General features: G+C 33.4%; 17 protein-coding genes. 16 read left to right on the top strand and 1 reads right to left on the bottom strand.

Annotated features, from left to right (window positions below):
• Positions 1-381: 381 nt before the first annotated feature.
• The 16 genes from GSA01S_RS04810 to GSA01S_RS04735 all read left to right on the top strand — a co-directional run bounded on the left by GSA01S_RS04810 (position 382) and on the right by GSA01S_RS04735 (position 17,582).
• Positions 382-1,098, top strand: a complete 717-nt coding sequence (locus GSA01S_RS04810) for a cytochrome c biogenesis CcdA family protein (protein ID WP_066125372.1) — start codon at positions 382-384, stop codon at positions 1,096-1,098.
• A 20-nt stretch (positions 1,099-1,118) separates the two neighbouring features.
• On the top strand, positions 1,119-2,063 hold the full coding sequence (locus GSA01S_RS04805) for a redoxin family protein (RefSeq protein ID WP_245631275.1): 945 nt from the start codon (positions 1,119-1,121) through the stop codon (positions 2,061-2,063).
• Positions 2,064-2,075: 12 nt separating this feature from the next.
• Positions 2,076-3,257 (top strand): bifunctional peptide-methionine (S)-S-oxide reductase MsrA/peptide-methionine (R)-S-oxide reductase MsrB, encoded by a 1,182-nt coding sequence (msrAB, locus tag GSA01S_RS04800; protein ID WP_066125370.1) that lies wholly within the window; start codon positions 2,076-2,078, stop codon positions 3,255-3,257.
• A 6-nt stretch (positions 3,258-3,263) separates the two neighbouring features.
• On the top strand, positions 3,264-4,037 hold the full coding sequence (locus GSA01S_RS04795; protein WP_066125368.1) for a response regulator transcription factor: 774 nt from the start codon (positions 3,264-3,266) through the stop codon (positions 4,035-4,037).
• Positions 4,012-5,685: a sensor histidine kinase gene (locus tag GSA01S_RS04790; protein WP_066125366.1), complete on the top strand. Its 1,674-nt coding sequence runs from the start codon at positions 4,012-4,014 to the stop codon at positions 5,683-5,685. The genes GSA01S_RS04795 and GSA01S_RS04790 overlap by 26 nt, the downstream gene beginning before the upstream one ends.
• Positions 5,686-5,839: 154 nt before the next feature.
• Complete coding sequence (locus tag GSA01S_RS04785; RefSeq protein WP_066125365.1) at positions 5,840-6,190, top strand: DUF2200 domain-containing protein; 351 nt, start codon at positions 5,840-5,842, stop codon at positions 6,188-6,190.
• Between the two features lie 27 nt (positions 6,191-6,217).
• On the top strand, positions 6,218-6,964 hold the full coding sequence (locus tag GSA01S_RS04780) for an FGGY family carbohydrate kinase (RefSeq protein ID WP_066125364.1): 747 nt from the start codon (positions 6,218-6,220) through the stop codon (positions 6,962-6,964).
• A gap of 38 nt (positions 6,965-7,002) precedes the next feature.
• On the top strand, positions 7,003-7,314 hold the full coding sequence (locus tag GSA01S_RS04775; RefSeq protein ID WP_066125362.1) for an FGGY-family carbohydrate kinase: 312 nt from the start codon (positions 7,003-7,005) through the stop codon (positions 7,312-7,314).
• A gap of 661 nt (positions 7,315-7,975) precedes the next feature.
• On the top strand, positions 7,976-10,048 hold the full coding sequence (locus GSA01S_RS04770; protein ID WP_066125360.1) for a glycoside hydrolase family 31 protein: 2,073 nt from the start codon (positions 7,976-7,978) through the stop codon (positions 10,046-10,048).
• Between the two features lie 19 nt (positions 10,049-10,067).
• A complete protein-coding gene (locus tag GSA01S_RS04765; RefSeq protein WP_066125358.1) occupies positions 10,068-12,131 on the top strand; it encodes a TIM-barrel domain-containing protein in 2,064 nt (687 codons plus the stop codon).
• 4 nt (positions 12,132-12,135) lie between these two features.
• A complete protein-coding gene (locus GSA01S_RS04760; protein ID WP_066125356.1) occupies positions 12,136-12,609 on the top strand; it encodes a PTS sugar transporter subunit IIB in 474 nt (157 codons plus the stop codon).
• A 19-nt stretch (positions 12,610-12,628) separates the two neighbouring features.
• Positions 12,629-13,420: a PTS mannose/fructose/sorbose/N-acetylgalactosamine transporter subunit IIC gene (locus GSA01S_RS04755; protein WP_066125354.1), complete on the top strand. Its 792-nt coding sequence runs from the start codon at positions 12,629-12,631 to the stop codon at positions 13,418-13,420.
• Complete coding sequence (locus GSA01S_RS04750; RefSeq protein WP_066125353.1) at positions 13,413-14,255, top strand: PTS system mannose/fructose/sorbose family transporter subunit IID; 843 nt, start codon at positions 13,413-13,415, stop codon at positions 14,253-14,255. Before GSA01S_RS04755 ends, GSA01S_RS04750 begins: the two co-directional genes overlap by 8 nt.
• 24 nt (positions 14,256-14,279) lie before the next feature.
• Positions 14,280-14,699, top strand: coding sequence for a PTS sugar transporter subunit IIA (locus GSA01S_RS04745; protein WP_066125351.1), 420 nt, complete (start codon positions 14,280-14,282; stop codon positions 14,697-14,699).
• Between the two features lie 105 nt (positions 14,700-14,804).
• On the top strand, positions 14,805-17,186 hold the full coding sequence (locus GSA01S_RS04740) for a glycoside hydrolase family 31 protein (protein ID WP_066125349.1): 2,382 nt from the start codon (positions 14,805-14,807) through the stop codon (positions 17,184-17,186).
• Positions 17,187-17,267: 81 nt separating this feature from the next.
• Positions 17,268-17,582, top strand: coding sequence for an ATP-binding cassette domain-containing protein (locus GSA01S_RS04735; protein WP_169792672.1), 315 nt, complete (start codon positions 17,268-17,270; stop codon positions 17,580-17,582).
• A gap of 514 nt (positions 17,583-18,096) precedes the next feature.
• Here GSA01S_RS04735 and ndk read toward each other — a convergent pair.
• Positions 18,097-18,498 carry a nucleoside-diphosphate kinase gene (gene ndk / locus GSA01S_RS04730; protein WP_066125346.1) on the bottom strand — a complete coding sequence of 134 codons (402 nt, stop codon included), beginning with the start codon at positions 18,496-18,498 and terminating at the stop codon, positions 18,097-18,099.
• Between the last annotated feature and the right edge of the window lie 419 nt (positions 18,499-18,917).

The raw sequence follows: 18,917 nt of genomic DNA, 5'->3' as shown, positions 1-18,917 counted from the left end.
GGGTTTACCTATAAGAAAAAATATGACAGTGCGAATAGTGGATAAAAGAGTATAACAGTGGATGAAATCGAACCGTCCATTCGAGCAAACGGGCAGGATATCAAACGACAGAACATCCATCGCAAATGCAAAACTTACTCAGTGCAAAGAGTCGAAATACCAAAGGAAGACGGTATTAAGTGAAAATGAGACAAGCACGTTTGTATAAAAATCAAGCGTATCTTTGTGATTCCAGGTTAGGCGGCTAATGCATCTAGACTAGACTAATATTATGGTGTACCTAATGATTTTCAAGTTTTTGAACTTTATTTTCGATTATCTGTTTAAGAGAATCCCCTTATAATAAAGATATAAATAAATATTTCAAGGAGGCGCATAATCATGGTACAAAATGAATTGTTGATGAGCTCTGTGTTTATTGCTGGTTTTCTCTCATTTTTTGCACCGTGTACATTTCCGTTAATGCCGGTATACATTGGGTTGTTGACAGATAAAGCAGGAGAATACAATAAAATGACAATCGGAAAGCTAGAGATTAATAAAGGAGCCATTATCAAGACCATGGCATTTGTTCTGGGGCTTTCAACGAGTTTCGTTATTTTAGGCTTTGGGGCAGGTATTATTGGAAAATTATTAATCAATCGATGGTTATTGACGATTGCCGGATTCCTAGTGTTTTTATTGGGCATTCATCAAATGGATTTAATTCAATTTGAAAAAATAAATCAATTCAATGGTATTCAGTTTAATCATAATAAGCCAAAAGCATTGGGGGCCTATTTAATGGGTGTATCATTCAGTTTAGGTTGGACCCCTTGCGTCGGCCCTATCTTAGCAGCCGTCTTAATAACTTCTGCCAGCAGTGGTCAACAATTTTATGGTGCGTTCTTAATGTTGGTTTATTCAATCGGCTTAATGATTCCCTTTTTAATAATGGCCATCGCTTCAAGTGCATTGATGAATCATTTCGAACAACTAAAGAAACATTTAGTCACCATTAAACGTATTGGAGGATTTTTAGTTGCTTTAATGGGAATTGTGCTAATGAGCAATCAATTATCAAATTTAACCGCGTTTTTTAACAACTTATTTAACTAGTAAACAAGGAGGAAGAAATTATGAATAAGAGATTATTATTTGGATTAGTGGCAATGTCAGTCGTATTAAGTGCTTGTGAACCAGGCAATCAGGCAAACAATGAAGGAATGAATGACAGTGAAACGACAAAAATGGAGACGAAAATGGATCAGATGGAATCAACCAACATGATGGATGATGAATCAAACGACATGGATGAAATGGAATCAGAATCAATGGACGATGACATGGGCGAAATGGAATCCGAAGCAATGATGGATGACGCATCAGACGAGATGGGCGAGACCGAATCCGAAGCAATGATGGATAACACTTCAGACAACATGGGCGAAATGGAATCAATGATGGATAGTGTCACAGACAAAATGGATGGAACGGAATCAGACAAAAAGGATGACAACATGACCAAAAGTGAATCAAAAGACATGATGGATAACGCATCAGACAACATGGACGAAAAAAAATCAGAAGAAATGGATGACAACATGACCAAAACTGAATCAACCAAAAAGGATGATAATATGACTAGCGAAAAAATGAACCAAGGTGAATTAGCACCAGATTTCAACTTGCCAGATATAGACGGCAATATGTATAAATTAAGTGACCAAAAAGGTAAGAAAGTATATATAAAATATTGGGCTTCATGGTGTCCGATTTGTTTAGCTGGCTTATCAGAAATAGATGAATTGTCAAAAACTTCAGGAGATTATGAAATTGTAACGGTCGTTTCACCGGGTCATAATGGTGAAAAGAATAAAGAAGATTTTATCAAATGGTTTAAGAGCTTAAACTATAAAAATATAAAAGTTTTAGTAGATGAATCAGGCAAATTCATTGAAGATTACGGCATTCGCTCAACACCGACCAATGTGATTGTAGGTTCAGATGGTGTTTTAGTAAAAGTGGCTCCAGGACAATTAAATAAAGAGACATTAGATCAAATTTATAAAGAAGTTCAGTAGGAAGGGGTAAAAATGAAAAAAATACTGTTATTAATGGTATTGGCAGCGACTTTATTAGTAACAGCGTATACCGTCAAAGCGAATACAACTAATAATGAGCCGGTAAATAGCGAGATGACCAATAAGGAGATGACTAATAACGAGATGAAAAATGACGATACAAGCAAGAAAATCGATGAAATTATCACCCAACAACAAAAGAAATCAGTGGATGAAAATCCAAATGATGGCGTTGACTATTCGAAAGCTGAATTAAAAACAATCTATTTAGCAGGAGGCTGTTTCTGGGGAGTAGAAGCTTATTTAGAAAAAGTATACGGAGTGGCGGATGTAGTCAGTGGATATGCAAATGGTAATACCGAAAATCCAACTTATGAGGCTGTTTCTTATAAAAATTCCGGACACGCAGAAACGGTAAAAGTAGACTATGACCCAGCAAAAATCTCATTGGAACAAATTTTAGACTATTATCTATTAGTGGTAGACCCTACCAGTGTGAATAGACAGGGAAATGACCGAGGTGTTCAATACAGATCAGGTGTCTATTACACAGATGAAAGTGAACGAAAAATTATCGAAGAGCGTTTGAACAAAGAGCAAGCAAAATATGAAGACAAAATTGTGGTAGAAGTTGAAAAGTTAGATAATTTTTATGAAGCTGAAGAATACCATCAAGACTACTTAAAGAAAAATCCTAATGGCTATTGTCATATCGATATTTCAAAAGCCAATGAAGTAATCATTGATCAATCGAAATATCCAAAACCATCAGATGAAGAGCTAAAGAAGAAATTAACAGACGTTCAATATAAGGTCACACAAGAAAATGATACTGAACATGCCTTTTCAAATGAATATTGGGATAATGAGGCTAAAGGTATCTATGTCGATGTCGCAACCGGGGAACCTTTATTTAGTTCAACCGATAAATTCGACTCTGGTTGTGGGTGGCCATCTTTCTCAAAACCGATAGCCAAAGAGGTCGTGACTTATCATACCGATTTAAGTTATAATATGGAAAGAACAGAAGTTAGAAGTCGCTCAGGAAATTCGCACTTAGGTCATGTATTTGAGGACGGACCAAAGGAATTGGGCGGATTAAGATATTGTATCAATAGTGCTTCTATTCGCTTTGTTCCTTTAGAAGATATGGAGCAAGAAGGATATGGCTATTTAACACATTTAATAAAGTAGGTAAATATGTATAAATTATTAATTGCAGATGATGAATCAATCATCAGAAAAGGGATAAAAAAATTAGTTAACTATGACAAGCTCAATATTACGGAAGTTTTAGAAGCTGAAGAAGGACAAGAAGCCATAGACTTGGCTAATACTCATCAACCTGATATTGTTTTGATGGATATCAATATGCCTGAAATGGATGGATTAACCGCTGCAAAAATAATTAAAGAAAATAATCCTAATGTCTATCTGATTATTCTGACCGGATATGATTACTTTGAATATGCACAAACAGCTATCCGGGCAAAAGTTGATGAGTATCTATTAAAGCCTATTTCTAAAAAAGACATTGAATATATTTTGAAAAATGCGATCGATCAAATTGATCATCTAAGAAAAGGACAATCCATAAAAAATATAGAGCAAACTGAAACCATCGAAATAGATGAGGAAAATAAGCTGATCAAGGAATACATTGAAGAAAACTTATTTAATATCGATCTGTCCTTGAATAAAATGGCTGAAGATATTGGCTATAACAGCAACTATTTAAGTGTGCTGGTTAAAAAAATTTATGGCATTCCTTTTCAAGATTATATCAATAAGAAACGAATGGAAAAGGCGAAAATTCTGCTCCTTTCAACAGATATGAAAAATTATGAAATAGCTAAAACGATAGGAATTGAAGATGTGAATTATTTTTTGACCAAATTTAAGAAATATTACAATATAACACCAAAACAGTTTAAGCAAGGATTAACCGATGAAAAATCAACTGAGAAAATTTAGCACGAAAATAAGCGTTTATTTCTTCGTTATTTCCATATTATTGGTAACGATTTTGTCGTATCGCCATTACACTTATTCTGTCACTATCTTAAAGGACAGCAAGTACCAACAAACAGAGCAGCAATTAAAAAATGCTAGCACTTATATTTCCTCTTATTTAGAAAAAATAAAAGGCATTTCAAGTGTACTAGCTATGACACCAGAAATTGAAAATTTAGATCAGTCCAGTAGCGATTCAATTCAAAACATTATTGATTTAATTGAACAAAATGACCAATTAATTAAGAGGATATTTGTCATCTCAAAGAGTGGTAATTTGATTTCATCCTCTGCCATCGATTTTGAATTGTCGGATAATATGAATGATTTGGAATGGTTTCAAAACCTCCAAAAATCAAATAACATGGCCATGGTCACAACGGAAAATCACAAAGGATTTTCAATGAATAAAACCGAGCGCGTTATATCCATTAGTCATCAGATCGTCAAAGATAAGGAAGTGCTAGGGTATGTGGTGATTGATCTGTCCTATAAATTGATTGAAGATTATGTATCAGCGATTAATTTTGGTGAAAAAGGGTATACTTTTATTACCACTTCAGAAGAAAAATTATTATTCGACTCCAATCAGATGGATACCAGCTCATTGGTAGAACAAGATAAATATTTACAACTGATTAATAACAGAATGAAATCCTTAGATAAAGGGTTTGTTGGAGCGCATGTTTACATCCCCAATACCGATTGGTTACTAGTAGGTGTGGCTTCAACCGAGCAAATTGATGAGCTTCAAAAGAAATTAATTGAAAATACAGTGACGTGGTCTGTGATTATCTTAATCTTAACGGTGGCTTTATCCATCCTTATTTCTCAATGGATTAGTAAGCCAATTACAAATTTAGCTGAAGAAATGAAAAAGGTCGATGAGAGATTTTCAAAGATAGAGATTGAAGACAGCGATTCGATTGAAATTCATACTTTGAAAAAAGAGTATAATTTATTATTAGAACGGATTAAAATGCTGACCAAAAATATCGAAGAAAAAGAAAATGCGAAAAGAAACTTTGAGTTGAAAGCTTTGCAGAGCCAAATCAATCCACACTTTATTTATAATACTTTAGACACGATACTTTGGCTCATCGAATTTGGTGAAAATGAAAAAGCAATTGAGGTCACGAAAGCGTTAGGGATGATTTTAAGAAGTACCTTGAGTATTAATCAAGATTTCATCCCTTTAGCCAAAGAAATAGAGCATGTTCAAAATTATATGGACATCCAAAAAGTTCGCTATGACGATAAGTTTGAATACCTATTGGAACTCGAGCTAAATACACCGGACATAATGGTCCCTAAATTAATATTGCAACCCATTGTCGAAAATGCCATTTATCATGGCATCAAGCCTAAAAAAACAAAATCATTCATCAAAATTTCTTCCTATATTGAGAATGAAGACTTAATCATTAGAGTAACCAATAATGGTGTAGACTTTGAAAGAGACAATCACAATCGGATCAAAACGAAACTGGGTGGCATTGGAATGAAGAATGTGGAACAGAGGATTAAGATTCTTTGTGGAAATCAATACGGTATAAAAATGTATCGACAAGATGAGCTCACGGTAGTGGAATATCGATTGAGTCTATAAAAAAGCAATCGAACATTTCATTTAGGCACGATTGTAAATGAGCTAAAGAGTGATTATGAAAGACTAAGCAACGATAGGTTGTTTGGTCTTTTTGAAACTTATTTGCTTGATAGCTTAGCACTAGAAAACGAAAGAATGATAGGAGCGGAATGCGATGGAAAATAAAAAAATTTATGGGATGCTTTTTGAAAAGGTCTATCCAATGTTAATCGCAAAAGCTGAAAGAAAAGGACGTACCAAGAATGAAGTGTTTGAAATTACGACGTGGCTGACAGGGTATATGCCTGAACAGATTGAAGAACTTATGCAATCCGATATAAGTTATGGTGACTTCTTTTTGCAAGCGCCCGAATTAAATCCCAATCGAAAGTTGATTAAAGGCACTATCTGCGGAGTTCGTGTGGAAAATATCGAAGTACCCCTTATGCAAGAAATTCGATACTTGGACAACCTAGTTGATGAACTCGCTAAGGGCAAAGCGATCGATAAAATTTTGCGAAAGTAGAGAAACGGTACAGAGAGATGCTACTACATGACAATTTTAAAAGTAATCGTGTTGGTCGTAGGGATACCCTTTTTGACCTTTACCTATTTGATTTTTCTCAAGAAGCAATACTATTTGATTAACGGGTTTGAATCAGCTTGTAAAACAGGTCGAAAGACAGCAACCGAGATCTTTTCAATAACAAAAAATACAGTGTTAAAAGGTTTTACTTTACCTAAAATTGTTTGGGTTCAAGAAAATGAACCTGAGATTTGGGCTGAGGTAAAACATATTCTGTTACCAAAAGATTATCTTAGATTTTGGTTGACAGGTAAATTGAATATAGACTATTCAGATGGAGCGAGCACTTTATTATTTGACATGTATAATAAAGTATGGTCACAAGAAATTTTGAATATTTTCAATGTTTCTAGAGATGTATTACTGGATTTAGTGGAATCTGTAGAGTATGTTGGTGATATTAAAGAAGAGAGTGCGAACCGATTTGGATTTTCACAAACAGTTATGGTGTTTGCTGGATGGGCGGATAATGCGTGTTCTGCTGTAGGGTCAGGTATTGTAGGTGATGATATTGCGATTGCGAGTATAGGAACATCGGGGGTGTTTTTAGCAAGTGAGAACCGTCCGCTGAAAGATTATCATGGTCAATTACATTTATTCCATCATGCCATGCCAAATTCAGATTATTCTATGGGAGTAACTCTAGCAGCGGGAAGTAGTTTAGACTGGTATAAGAGAACGTTTGCTTCAAAAAAAGTTATGACGAATTTCTAGATAACGTTGGTGATATTTCTATTGGAGCTGATGGATTATTGTTCACACCCTACATTGTTAGGAAAAGAACTCCTTATATTGATAGTAATATTAGGGGATCATTTGTTGGAATTGATACTTCACATACAGCTGATCACTTTGCAAGAGCAGTTATTGAAGGAATAACATTATCATTAAAAGAATCTCAGAAAATTATGGAGAATGTAGCAGGTAAGTCATTCAGTCGCATTGTTTCTGTAGGAGGTGGAGCGAAAAGTAAGATTTGGCAACTAATTCAAGCAGATGTTTTCGCCACACCTGTCGTAACGTTGAAGGCTGAAGAGAGGGTCCTGGATTGGGCGCGGCAATGATAGCGGCGATCGGACTAGGATAGTTCGAAACATTTGAATCTTGCACAAAATCTTTTGTGGATTATACAGAAAGAATTTATCCAATAGAGTGCAATGTATTGAAATATAAAGAATTGTTCAAAATATATAAAGATATCTATCCTTCAACAAAAAATATCTCTAGTAAACTTGTTAACTTTAGTAAAGCAGAAGACAGTAGTCTGTAGAAATTTTTGATTGATATCTGTTTCCTAAATCCTGACTATTTAATATATATAAGCTGAATCACTATCGTCGTGAGAAAATTAATAGATCTTAATTATTAATAGATAGATAAAGTAAAAATATCAAGACGTTAGTTTGTTCTTAGATATTGTTACTTTATAAACATTGCTGATAAACTACCATTATTTACGTTGTGAGGAAATGTTTACTTGACATATTGTAAACGGTATTATATAATTCGATGTAAGTTAGTTGGATTCACTAACTAACCAGAAACAGAAGAGGTTTCTTTATAAAATATTTTCTGATAGTTAGTAAATTAAAAAAACTTAAGTTAGGTTAATATCAACTAAAAGTTTTTTTCCAAGGTGTTTGAGATATCTATCATAGAGTATTAGTATACGAAATAAAGTACTTGTTAATAGTTAATGTTGCTATATAATATGGGGGTAGAAAAATGATTAAAGTATTTGATACATATATCGAGAAAAGATATGATACTGAGTTACTAAGAATTGATGCTTGGGGAAAGGACTCTTTTAGAGTTCGCTCTTTTGCAGATAGAAAGTTTACTGATGAGAATTATGCACTAAATAAAGTCTCTGATAGTACATCAATATTGCAGGTAGTAGATCAAAAAGAAAATGAAATTACTGTAAAAAATGGAAAGCTTACAGTAGTTATTGATCATAGAGATAGAATAACATTTTATGATGAGAATAATAAGGTGTTATTACAGGAGTTTATTAGATTAAGAGCCGTTAAACATGATGATGGAGCTGAAGATGTAGGGACTATCGAAATAACTAAAGATTTTAATTCAACATTGAAACTAAAATCACGAGAATTCAAAGCGAATTTAGGAGGGGGAGGCTTTGAAACAACAACAAGATTTGAGTCAAACCCTAAGGAAAAAATCTTCGGAATGGGACAATATCAACATGAATTTTTAAACTTAAAAAACACGAAATTAGAATTAGCACAGAGAAATTCTCAGATGTCTATCCCATTCTATATTTCTAGTTTAGGCTATGGCTTTTTATGGAACAATCCAGGGATAGGTGAAGTTACATTTGCGAAAAATATTACTGAGTGGCATATGGAATCCACCAATGTGATTGATTACTGGATTACAACTGGTGACACATTAAAAGATATATCTAAAAATTATGCTGATGTAACAGGGAAAGTCCCTTTAATGCCTAAGAAATTACTAGGCTTATGGCAAAGTAAGCTAAGATATCGTACACCTGATGAAGTTTTAGATGTAGTTAAAAGATATCATGAAAAAGGAATTCAATTATCTACTATAGCTATAGATTATTTTCACTGGCCAAAACAAGGTGAGTATAGGTTTGATGAAGACTTCTGGCCTGAACCTGAAAAATTAATTAAGGAATTAAAAGAAGACTACAATGTTGATCCAATAATTTCTATTTGGCCTACAGTTCAATCAGATGCAGATAATTATAATGATTATTTAGAGGGCGGTTACTTAATCAATGTTAATCGTGGGGTGCGATTAACGATGCTAATACAAGGAACAACTGTTTTCTTAGACACCACAAATCCTGAAGCAAGAGATTATGTTTGGGATAGAATAAAGAAAAATTATAAAGATTTAGGCATAAATTATTACTGGGTTGACGTTGCGGAACCAGGATATGCTGTTTATGATTTTGATAATTATCGTTATCATAGTGGTCAAGCGTTAGAGACAGCAAATCTCTATCCTAATGGCTTCTTAAAAATGGTATATGACGGAATGAAAAATGAAAATCATGAGGTTGTGACTTTAGTAAGAGGAGCTTGGGCCGGGGCGCAAAAATACGGCGCTCTAGGATGGTCTGGTGATATCGACTCTAGTTTCGAAGCATTTAATAACCAGGTAAATACTGGGTTAAATGTTGGTATGGCAGGTATGCCATGGTGGACTACTGATATTGGAGGTTTCCACGGAGGAAATCCAGAGGATGAAGAATTTAGGGAACTTATGGTTAGATGGTTCCAATACTCAACTTTCTCACCAATTTTAAGAATGCATGGTGATCGTCTACCACATAGTAAGCCATTATCGAATAGTGGTGGAGGTTCGATGCCTACCGGAGCACCAAACGAAATTTGGTCATTTGGTAAAGAGGCAGAAAAAATTATGACCAAATATTTACATATACGAGAAGCTCTTAGAGATTATATCTATGATTTAATGATTGAGGCTCATGAAGATGGGATACCGTTAATGAGACCATTGTTTTATGAGTTTCCTGAAGATGACCAAACATGGGAGAAAGACAATATCTACATGTTTGGAGAAGATATGTTAGTTGCTCCAATAATGAATTATAAAGATAGACAAAGAGAAGTATATCTCCCTGACGGAGAAAAATGGGTGAATATATTTACTAAAAATGAATATGAAGGTGGACAACCTTATATTATAGATGCACCTATTGAAAGTATTCCGGTATTTATTAAAAAATCTTCAACAGATTATTTTAATGATTTACTAAAAATTGCTAGTGATTCATAAAAAAACTGGTGACAAAGATATGTTCCTTAATAAAGAAGTAGAAATAAATCATGATAGTATTATTATTCAAGACAGCAAACAGACGTTAAAAATTGAAGCATGGGGAGATAATACAATAAGAGTAGTCTGTAGTCCTCATCAAAATTTTAAGAACCAGGAGATTTATGGCATAAAAGAATTAAATAAAAATGGTATTACTAGTTATTTAGATTTTCAATATAAAGATAAACATCTAAAGTTATCATCGGGAAAATTATCACTCATATATGATGGGGAAAAACTGAGTTTTTATCATAAAGACAAACTTGTGTTAGAAGAATTTTCGCGAAAACAAAGTGACGTAAGAAGAACCGTTGGTATTGATGATGATGTTCCTATAAGGGAACTTCCAACGTCATCATTGAATGTCTCACCAAGGAAATTCGTTTTTAATAATAATATCTGTGAGTCTTCGTTAATATTTGAAGGTAGTTTAGATGAGAAAATCTTCGGAATGGGTGGATATCAAGAAGAAAATATTAACAAAAATCTTGGAACGTATGAATTGATGCACCGAAATTCACAAACATCTATACCATTTTATATATCTAGTAAAGGGTATGGATTTATATGGAATAATTCATCGATTGGCGAAGTAAACTTTAGTAGAAACCAGAGAAAATGGAAAAGCAAAAATTCTGAAATCATTGATTATATTGTCACTGTTGGTGATAGTCCGAAAGACATAATAGGAAATTATACTACTATGACTGGAAAGCCTCCACTGATAGATCAAAGATTATTAGGACTTTGGCAAAGTAAACTAAGGTATCAAACAACCGAAGAAGTGAAAGCTATTTATGAAAATTACGTGAATAAAGGTATTAAATTATCTGTTATAGTTATAGATTATTATCATTGGACAGCAGACGGTGATTTTGAATTTGACATGGATTATTGGGAAGATATTGATTTGCTAGCAGCAGAACTAAAAAAACATGGGACTCAAATAATGGTTTCATTATGGCCAACAGTTTCAGAGAGCAGTAAATATTGTAATATATATAACAAAAATAAAATGATAATAAGAGGAAAGAATGGTGAAAATAAATTATTTAACAATTTACAGATTTTAGATTTTTCTAACCCAGATACAGTTAAATTTTTCAAAAAGCTTCTAAAAAATAACTATCTAAATAATGGTATTAGTCTTTTTTGGGCAGATCAAGCAGAACCTGAGATGACAGAATATAATCACTCTAAGTATCTAGTCTATGAAGGAGATTTTGAAAAAGTTGGAAATCGATATCCTTATTTTTATGTAAAAGCTATACAAGACAATACATCAAATCCTATTTTGATTCGGTCAGCGTGGTTTAATTCACAAAAATATGGTGCTTTAGCTTGGTCAGGTGATATTGATAGTTCATTTAGTTCTTTAAGAAAACAAATTCAAATTAGCATCAGCATGGGAATATCTGGAATTCCGTGGTGGACAAGTGATATTGGTGGATTTCATAGCGGAGATAGTAACTCTGATCTTTTTAAAGAATTATTAATCAGGTGGTTTCAGTTTTCGGTATTCAGTCCTATTTTGAGAATGCATGGTGATCGGCAGCCACATTCACAAAAAATTGGTTCTAAAGGCGGAGGGATAAGAACAAGTGGTGGTCCAAATGAAATTTGGTCATTTGGTGAAAAGGTAGAAAATATACTAACAAATCAAATCAAACTAAGAGAAAGATTACATGAGTACTTATTAAGTGTGTATGAAGAAAGTACTCGTTATGGTTATCCAATAATAAGAGGTTTATTCTTGGAATTTCCAGAAGACAACAATGCATGGGAAGATACTACAAATTTTATGTTAGGTAGTGAATTGTTAGTTGCGCCAGTAGTTAATGAGAAAATAAAATCTATGAAAATATATTTGCCAAAAGGTAGGGACTGGATTGATGTATATAATGGTGATGTATATCGTGGGGGTCATGCCTATAATGTAGAGATTACATTAGAAAAGATTCCTGTATTTTGTATTGAAGGAAGCAATATCGGTAAGAATAGAAGTCAAATATTTAATATACAAGAGATAAGAAAGGATTAGAAAAATGGGAGTAGTATTAGCAAGAATAGATCAAAGATTAGTTCACGGAATAGTGGTTACTCAATGGGCAAGTTCGGTGAAAGCAAAAAGAATCATGGTGGTTGACGACGAGGTTGCTGCTGATGAGCCGAGAAAAGCGGCTATGAGATTAAGTAAGCCTGCAGGAACAGGAATGTCATTAATAGATAGAGATACAGCAGTGAATAATTTCAAGCAAGGTAAATATGAAAGTCATAATGTTTTACTTGTGGTAAATAATGTTGAGATATTATTGGATCTCATAGAGAATGGTGTTGAGATTCCAAAAGTAAATATCGGGATAATGTTAGACAGAGAAGACAGAAAAAAATATGCTAAGAATTTTGCTGCAACGCAAGAAGAATTAGCAAATCTGAAGAAAATATCTGATATGGGTATTCCTGTGTCATATCAGTTCACACCAAGTGATAAAGAAGAAAGTTTAGAAAAATTCTTATAAAAGTAAGGGGGCAAATCAAATGTCTGAATTATTACAAAATATATTGATAATTTTAATACCTATGTATGCTTTGATAGATAATCGTGGTATTACAATTATGAACCATTGGCCAGTAACGGTGGGATTATTTGCTGGGCTTGTTATGGGAGATTTGCAATCAGCACTCTACATAGCTGGTACTTTTCAGTTGATGAGTTTAGGAGTGGCTGCATTAGGAGGGTCTTCAGTTCCGGATTATGCTTTGGCAACTGTAGTTGCAATATATTTAAATGCAAGAACAGGAATTGACGTTGGATCTTCTATAGCAATTGGACTACCAGTTGGAATTCTTGCTATAAATTTAGATGTTTTAACAAGAACATTAAACTCGTTCGTTACTGAAAGATCAAAGAAATATTTAGAGCAACGAGAATTTAAGAAAATGCAGAGCATAAACTTTATAAGTATACTTTTTGTCGCAATGCAAGCCTTTATTCCAATGATTATTTTAGTAGTATTTGGTCCAACAGCGGTTGAAGCAATTATACAGTGGATTCCAGAATGGGTTACTGAAGGACTTAATATAGCCGGTGGAATGTTGCCTGTGGTTGGTGTTGTAATGTTAATGAGATACATGCCTACAGGTAGATATATATGGGCATTGTTAATTGGATTTGTGATGTCCGCATATCTTCACCTACCTATTTTAGCAATCTCAATTATTGGATTTGCATTAGCAATTTATACATTTAATAGATTAACAAGTCAAAAAGCAGTAGTTTCTGCAAATGGAGTCACAGATTTGGATGAAGGGGATGATTTTGATGAGTAAAAGCAATCAGCAAAAAAATATTAATCCAACAACTAATAAATTATCAAAAAAAGACCTTAGAAATGCTGCATGGCGCTGGTCGTTTATAGGAAGTAATAACGTCAATTATGGTACTCTACAAGGAACTGGATATGCTTGGTCAGTAGCGAATACACTTCGGAAAATTTATCCTAATGACGATGATTATGTTGAAGCAATGAAAGTAGAATTTGAATACTTCAATATCACTCCTTATATGGGACCTCTTGTAGTTGGAGCAGACATTGCGATGCAGGAGCAGCAGGGAACAGAATCTCTTGATGCAGTACGTTCCATTAAAACATCATTAATGGGACCTTTATCCGGAATTGGAGATTCACTTTTATGGGTCCTATATCCTACAATCATGGGATCAATTAGTGGGTATATGGCATTGGATGGTAATCCTATCGGAGCAATTATTTGGATGGTATTGAATATTGCACTAGTGTGGATGCGTATAAAATTATTTGATCTTGGCTATGAATCTGGGGCAAGATTAATAACAGATATGGCAGATAGACTTACGGCTATTACTGAAGCCGCATCTGTTATGGGATTAACTGTTGTGGGAAGTTTAATTGCTACTGTAGTAAAAGTATACACACCACTTGAATTCGCTTTTGGAGATGTTTCGCTTGCATTACAAGATGGAATTTTTGATCAAATTTTACCAGCATTATTACCTGTTGTATTAACTGGTTTAGTTTACTGGTTAATGGAGAAAAAGAAATGGGGATTCTTGAGAATTATTTTCACAATTGTTGTTATTTCTTTAATAGGGTCTTATTTTGGAGTTTTAGGTGTAGCTCCATAAAAATGTTAGATAGGGGATAATTATATGAAGAAAATTATTATAGCTACACATCATAAATTAGCGAAAGGATTCAAGCACACACTTGATTATATTATTCCAAATACTGTGGATATTATAGATATCAATGCATATGTTGAAAATGAATCCGTGGAAAATCAAATCATAGATACTTTAAAAGACTTTTCAAAAGAGGAACAAATTTTTGTTTTTACTGATTTACTTGGGGGGTCAGTAAATCAAGAATTTACAAAACTGCTATCAGAATATAATATTGAATTAATAGCGGGTGCGAATTTACCTATTATCATGTCGGTAATTTTAAGATTAAATGACAATGATTTAGCACATAACGATATCAGTAATTTGATAGAGGAATCAAAAAATCAGATAGTATATGTAAATGACATTTTAGAAAACCAAGAATTTGATGAAGATGATGAATAGAAGGGTAATAAAATAACTTATTAACTTCCTTCGTGGGATATTTACAGAGGATGTTATAAAAACATCCTCTTTTTTTGTCATAAGATATAGAAGAAAGGAACTACTATGTACAAAAAATATTACGAGGAATATAATCCAGTCGCTCCCAAAAAATCTATTGTGCAAGGTAATAAATTTAGGTTTACAATATTAACTTCTAAGCTTATTCGTCTCGAATACTCTGAAGAGAATATATTTGAGGATTCTCAAACAAAAATGGTTTTAAATAGAGACTTTAAAACACCAAAATTTCAGGTATATGAGTCAGAAAATAGAATAAAAATAGTAACAGATGACTTAATACTAAAATATGACAAACAAAAGTTCTCACCATATGGTCTAAGTATTGAGTTGAATGGAAAAGTTAACCATCCATATAGAGGAATTTGGCATTATGGAGATATCACAAAAAACTTAGGTGGGACTGCAAGGACACTTGACTTCGCAGATGGAGCTGTTGAATTAGAACCAGGGCTTATGTCAAAATATGGCATAAGTATGCTTGATGATTCAAACACCCCGGTTTTTAAGAGTGATGGTTGGTATAAAAAAAGAGAATCTAATCAGATAGATATTTACATATTCGGGTATAAAAATGATTATTTTCAAGCATTAGATGATTTTTATCAATTAACTGGGCCTCAGCCTAAGTTACCTAGATATACACTAGGTAACTGGTGGAGTCGATATTATCCTTATTCAGAGGACTCCTATGTAGCTCTAATGGATAGATTTCAAGATGAAAAAATACCTTTTTCAGTTTCTGTGATAGACATGGATTGGCATTTAGTAGATATTCCTGATGAGTATGGTAGTAAATGGACAGGCTATACATGGAATAATGAACTATTTCCAAACCCCAAAAGGTTCTTAGAAAGATTAAAGCAAAGAAATTTAGCAACAACATTAAATATACATCCGTCGTCAGGTATTAGACCATTTGAGGATATGTATGAAGTTATGGCTAGTGATTTAAAAATTGATACTGAAAATAAAGAGTACATAGATTTCTTGCCTGATTCACAAAAATTTATGGAATCAACATTTAAACACATTTATCATCCAAATGAGGAAATAGGTGTTGACTTTTGGTGGGTAGATTGGCAACAAGGACCGCAAAGTATTGATGAGTCAGTGGATCCATTATGGGTATTAAATCATTACCATTATAATGATAATCAGAAAGATAATAATTTAGGTATAACTTTATCTAGATATTCAGGACCAGGTAGTCATAGATATCCAATTGGTTTCTCCGGGGATACAGTTATTTCATGGGATTCTTTAGATTTTCAACCATATTTTACGGCAACTGCGTCTAATATTGGATACGGATGGTGGAGCCACGATGTTGGAGGACATAGACACGGTATACGTGATGATGAATTGATGCTAAGGTGGCTTCAGTTTGGGGTCTTCTCACCAATAAACAGATTACATAGTGCGGACTCAGAATTTTTAATGAAAGAGCCATGGAATTATGGTCCACCTATTGGTGATTTAATGCGTGAATATTTAAGAATTAGACATAAGCTTGTTCCTTATATTTACACCATGAATATACTTTCGAATAAAAAAAACCTGCCACTTATCCAACCAATGTATTATAAGTATCCAGAAAATGAGAACAGTTATAATGTTCCAAATCAATACTATTTTGGTTCAGAGATCATTGTTGCACCAATTACAAAAAAAATCGATAAAGAATCACTTTTAGGGAAGTTTAAAATATGGTTGCCTGAAGGCAACTGGTATGACTTGCAGTCAGGCCTAAAATACAGTGGAGATCGAAATATAAATATTTTCAGACCAATTGAAAGATTAGGTTTATTTTTGAAAGAGGGTTCAATCATTCCTCTTGCAAATTTAGATGAGTTTACCAATTCAATTGAAAATCCGGAACATTTAGAACTGATTATTGGTAGTGGCGATTCAGGTGAATTTAGTCTGTTAGAAGATTATACAGGAAAAGAAAATGTAGAAAAAGGAATGTCTACGCTGATTGAATTTGATAATTCTAACAACAAAATCTCAATATATGGAGGAGAAGGGAATATCAAAGTAGTTCCTCACTTTAGGACTTGGAAAATAAAGTTATATGGTGTTAAAGTAGTTGATGCCACGATATGTCAGAATGATTCGTATATAAGGGCAGAAATAGATTATGATGATAGTTTAAATATTAGTACAATTCAAACAACGCGCATGGATGTAAAAAATAAATTTGATATATACTTTGATACATCTGATAATCTAGATATGAATAATTTCAAAGTTGAGAAGATGTTGAACATTCTAAAGGCAGCACAAATACAAAATAAAGATAAAGAAATCTTATATGGGATTATTAAAACTGATTGTACAATTGAACAAAAAATATCAAATCTAATAAGTTATTCAATAGGAAACAATATAATTAATCCATTATTAGAAATAATTTTAGCATAAATTTTAAACCCCATCATTTACAGTTACTGAAATATTTTGATGGGGTTTTATTGATAAATAACTAGTACTTTATATGATGAATTGCAACAATTATTGGAAAAATTCAGTTTGGATGAAAGGGTTAATGATTTGAACGAGTTGATTATCGAAGGTGGCAATCTTTCTGGCGGCCAGAAGCAACGCATGATAATCATTCGAACGCTCTTACAAAATAAGAAATTTATCATTTTGGATGAATCATTATCAGCCTTGGATAAAGAAAATTACCATCGAATCGAAAATTATTTGCTTGATCAAGATGATATTTGCCTGATTAATATTACGCACATAGATTCTAGCAATCTTAGTAAATATGATCAGGTGCTAGATTTGAATCAGTTAATTAGATTGGCATAATTTCAATGATTATTACGATGTGTTGCTAATAAAGAATGAAAATCGAAGTGATTTCATAGCAACAAACGAAGTTAGGTGAAATGCCTAACTTTTTTATTTTGTTTCGTGATAGTTAGCTCACATCATTTAGTTTCAATGATTTATATTAGGGATATAGCATAGGATATGGGCAAAAGACATTGACAACGATCGATTTAAACCATTCAAACTCGTGATGAGATAAATTTTGCTAAGCAATGTATAGTCTTATTCTCTCTCTCATGGACGTCTTTCTTACTAAGCGAGATTATGGATGAATGGATTTATGCTGAGAGTCAGTATAAATATAATCAAATAATAGGTTTAAGATAATTTCGTATTCTTCATAGCTAAAAGATTCTTTGAAATGATTGTAATCATTGATAATGCTATTGCCAATACAACATAAAAAGGCTGTTTTAAATCTTATGCATAATAAACGTCAACACTACCGCGGTAATAACTGGATAGAGTGCCAATGGAAGTGAGCTTATAATCAGTTGAAAAATCGGTTGATTTCTGCTTTAGCTGTTTCAAGAGAGTCTGATCCATGAATCAGATTATAAGTGACATCCGTTGCATAATCTCCACGAATCGTACCGGGTGCTGCTTCAAAGACATTTGTTGGTCCCATCATGGCTCTCATGCCTTGAATTACTTCTTCTCCTTCTACCACCATGCCAAAGACAGGGCCTGATAACATAAACTGTTCGAGCCTAGGATAAAAGGGCTTGTCGATCAGATGAGCATAATGTTCGGCAATAATCGATGCATCAAGGGTCATTAATTTGGCTTGTACAATACGGTATCCTTTCTTTTCAATCCGTGAAATCACTTCTCCCATCAAGCCACGCTTCAAGCAATCTGGTTTTAACATGATGTATGTTTGTTGATTCATAATTTAATCACTCTCCTAACACTTATTTTAATTATTATACCAAGAAAGAAAAGATATTGCGCCTGATATGGTGCTAGCATACTCTTTTGCGATGCTCGATTAAGCCGTTAGCATCCTTTTTCAAAATTTGATTAGTTTTTATTATGAAGGGAAGTACAATCATGATAGTGACAAAATTTTTAACTGATACTCATCTGGTACTCGTTATAAAAGTCAACTTAAAAATCCCAATTTGTCTCACTTAAGATTCCCCACTTTTTCGTGGGGATAGTTTGTCTTTAATTGGATAAGAAGGTCCTGTTATATTAATTAGAACATAATGTTGCCGATTATACGACGGATGGCTACTCTTTCTGACTTGATTATATCTTATTAAACGAAACCCAAACGATACGATTATTTCAAGTACAGATTATGTT

It is taken from the genome of Globicatella sanguinis NBRC 15551 (assembly GCF_001552295.1).
Taxonomy (GTDB): Bacteria; Bacillota; Bacilli; order Lactobacillales; family Aerococcaceae; genus Globicatella; species Globicatella sanguinis.
Note: the sequence above shows the minus strand (reverse complement) of the source record. Positions and strands in the feature narration are given on the sequence as shown.

Coding starts and splice junctions, on each gene's coding strand:
- GSA01S_RS04765 (WP_066125358.1), top strand. CDS start 10,068: ATGTTCCTTAATAAAGAAGTAGAAATAAATCATGATAGTATTATTATT.
- GSA01S_RS04780 (WP_066125364.1), top strand. CDS start 6,218: ATGACAATTTTAAAAGTAATCGTGTTGGTCGTAGGGATACCCTTTTTG.
- GSA01S_RS04740 (WP_066125349.1), top strand. CDS start 14,805: ATGTACAAAAAATATTACGAGGAATATAATCCAGTCGCTCCCAAAAAA.
- GSA01S_RS04750 (WP_066125353.1), top strand. CDS start 13,413: ATGAGTAAAAGCAATCAGCAAAAAAATATTAATCCAACAACTAATAAA.
- ndk (WP_066125346.1), bottom strand. CDS start 18,498: ATGAATCAACAAACATACATCATGTTAAAACCAGATTGCTTGAAGCGT.
- GSA01S_RS04745 (WP_066125351.1), top strand. CDS start 14,280: ATGAAGAAAATTATTATAGCTACACATCATAAATTAGCGAAAGGATTC.
- GSA01S_RS04755 (WP_066125354.1), top strand. CDS start 12,629: ATGTCTGAATTATTACAAAATATATTGATAATTTTAATACCTATGTAT.
- GSA01S_RS04760 (WP_066125356.1), top strand. CDS start 12,136: ATGGGAGTAGTATTAGCAAGAATAGATCAAAGATTAGTTCACGGAATA.
- GSA01S_RS04785 (WP_066125365.1), top strand. CDS start 5,840: ATGGAAAATAAAAAAATTTATGGGATGCTTTTTGAAAAGGTCTATCCA.
- GSA01S_RS04810 (WP_066125372.1), top strand. CDS start 382: ATGGTACAAAATGAATTGTTGATGAGCTCTGTGTTTATTGCTGGTTTT.
- GSA01S_RS04805 (WP_245631275.1), top strand. CDS start 1,119: ATGAATAAGAGATTATTATTTGGATTAGTGGCAATGTCAGTCGTATTA.
- GSA01S_RS04795 (WP_066125368.1), top strand. CDS start 3,264: ATGTATAAATTATTAATTGCAGATGATGAATCAATCATCAGAAAAGGG.
- GSA01S_RS04790 (WP_066125366.1), top strand. CDS start 4,012: ATGAAAAATCAACTGAGAAAATTTAGCACGAAAATAAGCGTTTATTTC.
- GSA01S_RS04770 (WP_066125360.1), top strand. CDS start 7,976: ATGATTAAAGTATTTGATACATATATCGAGAAAAGATATGATACTGAG.
- msrAB (WP_066125370.1), top strand. CDS start 2,076: ATGAAAAAAATACTGTTATTAATGGTATTGGCAGCGACTTTATTAGTA.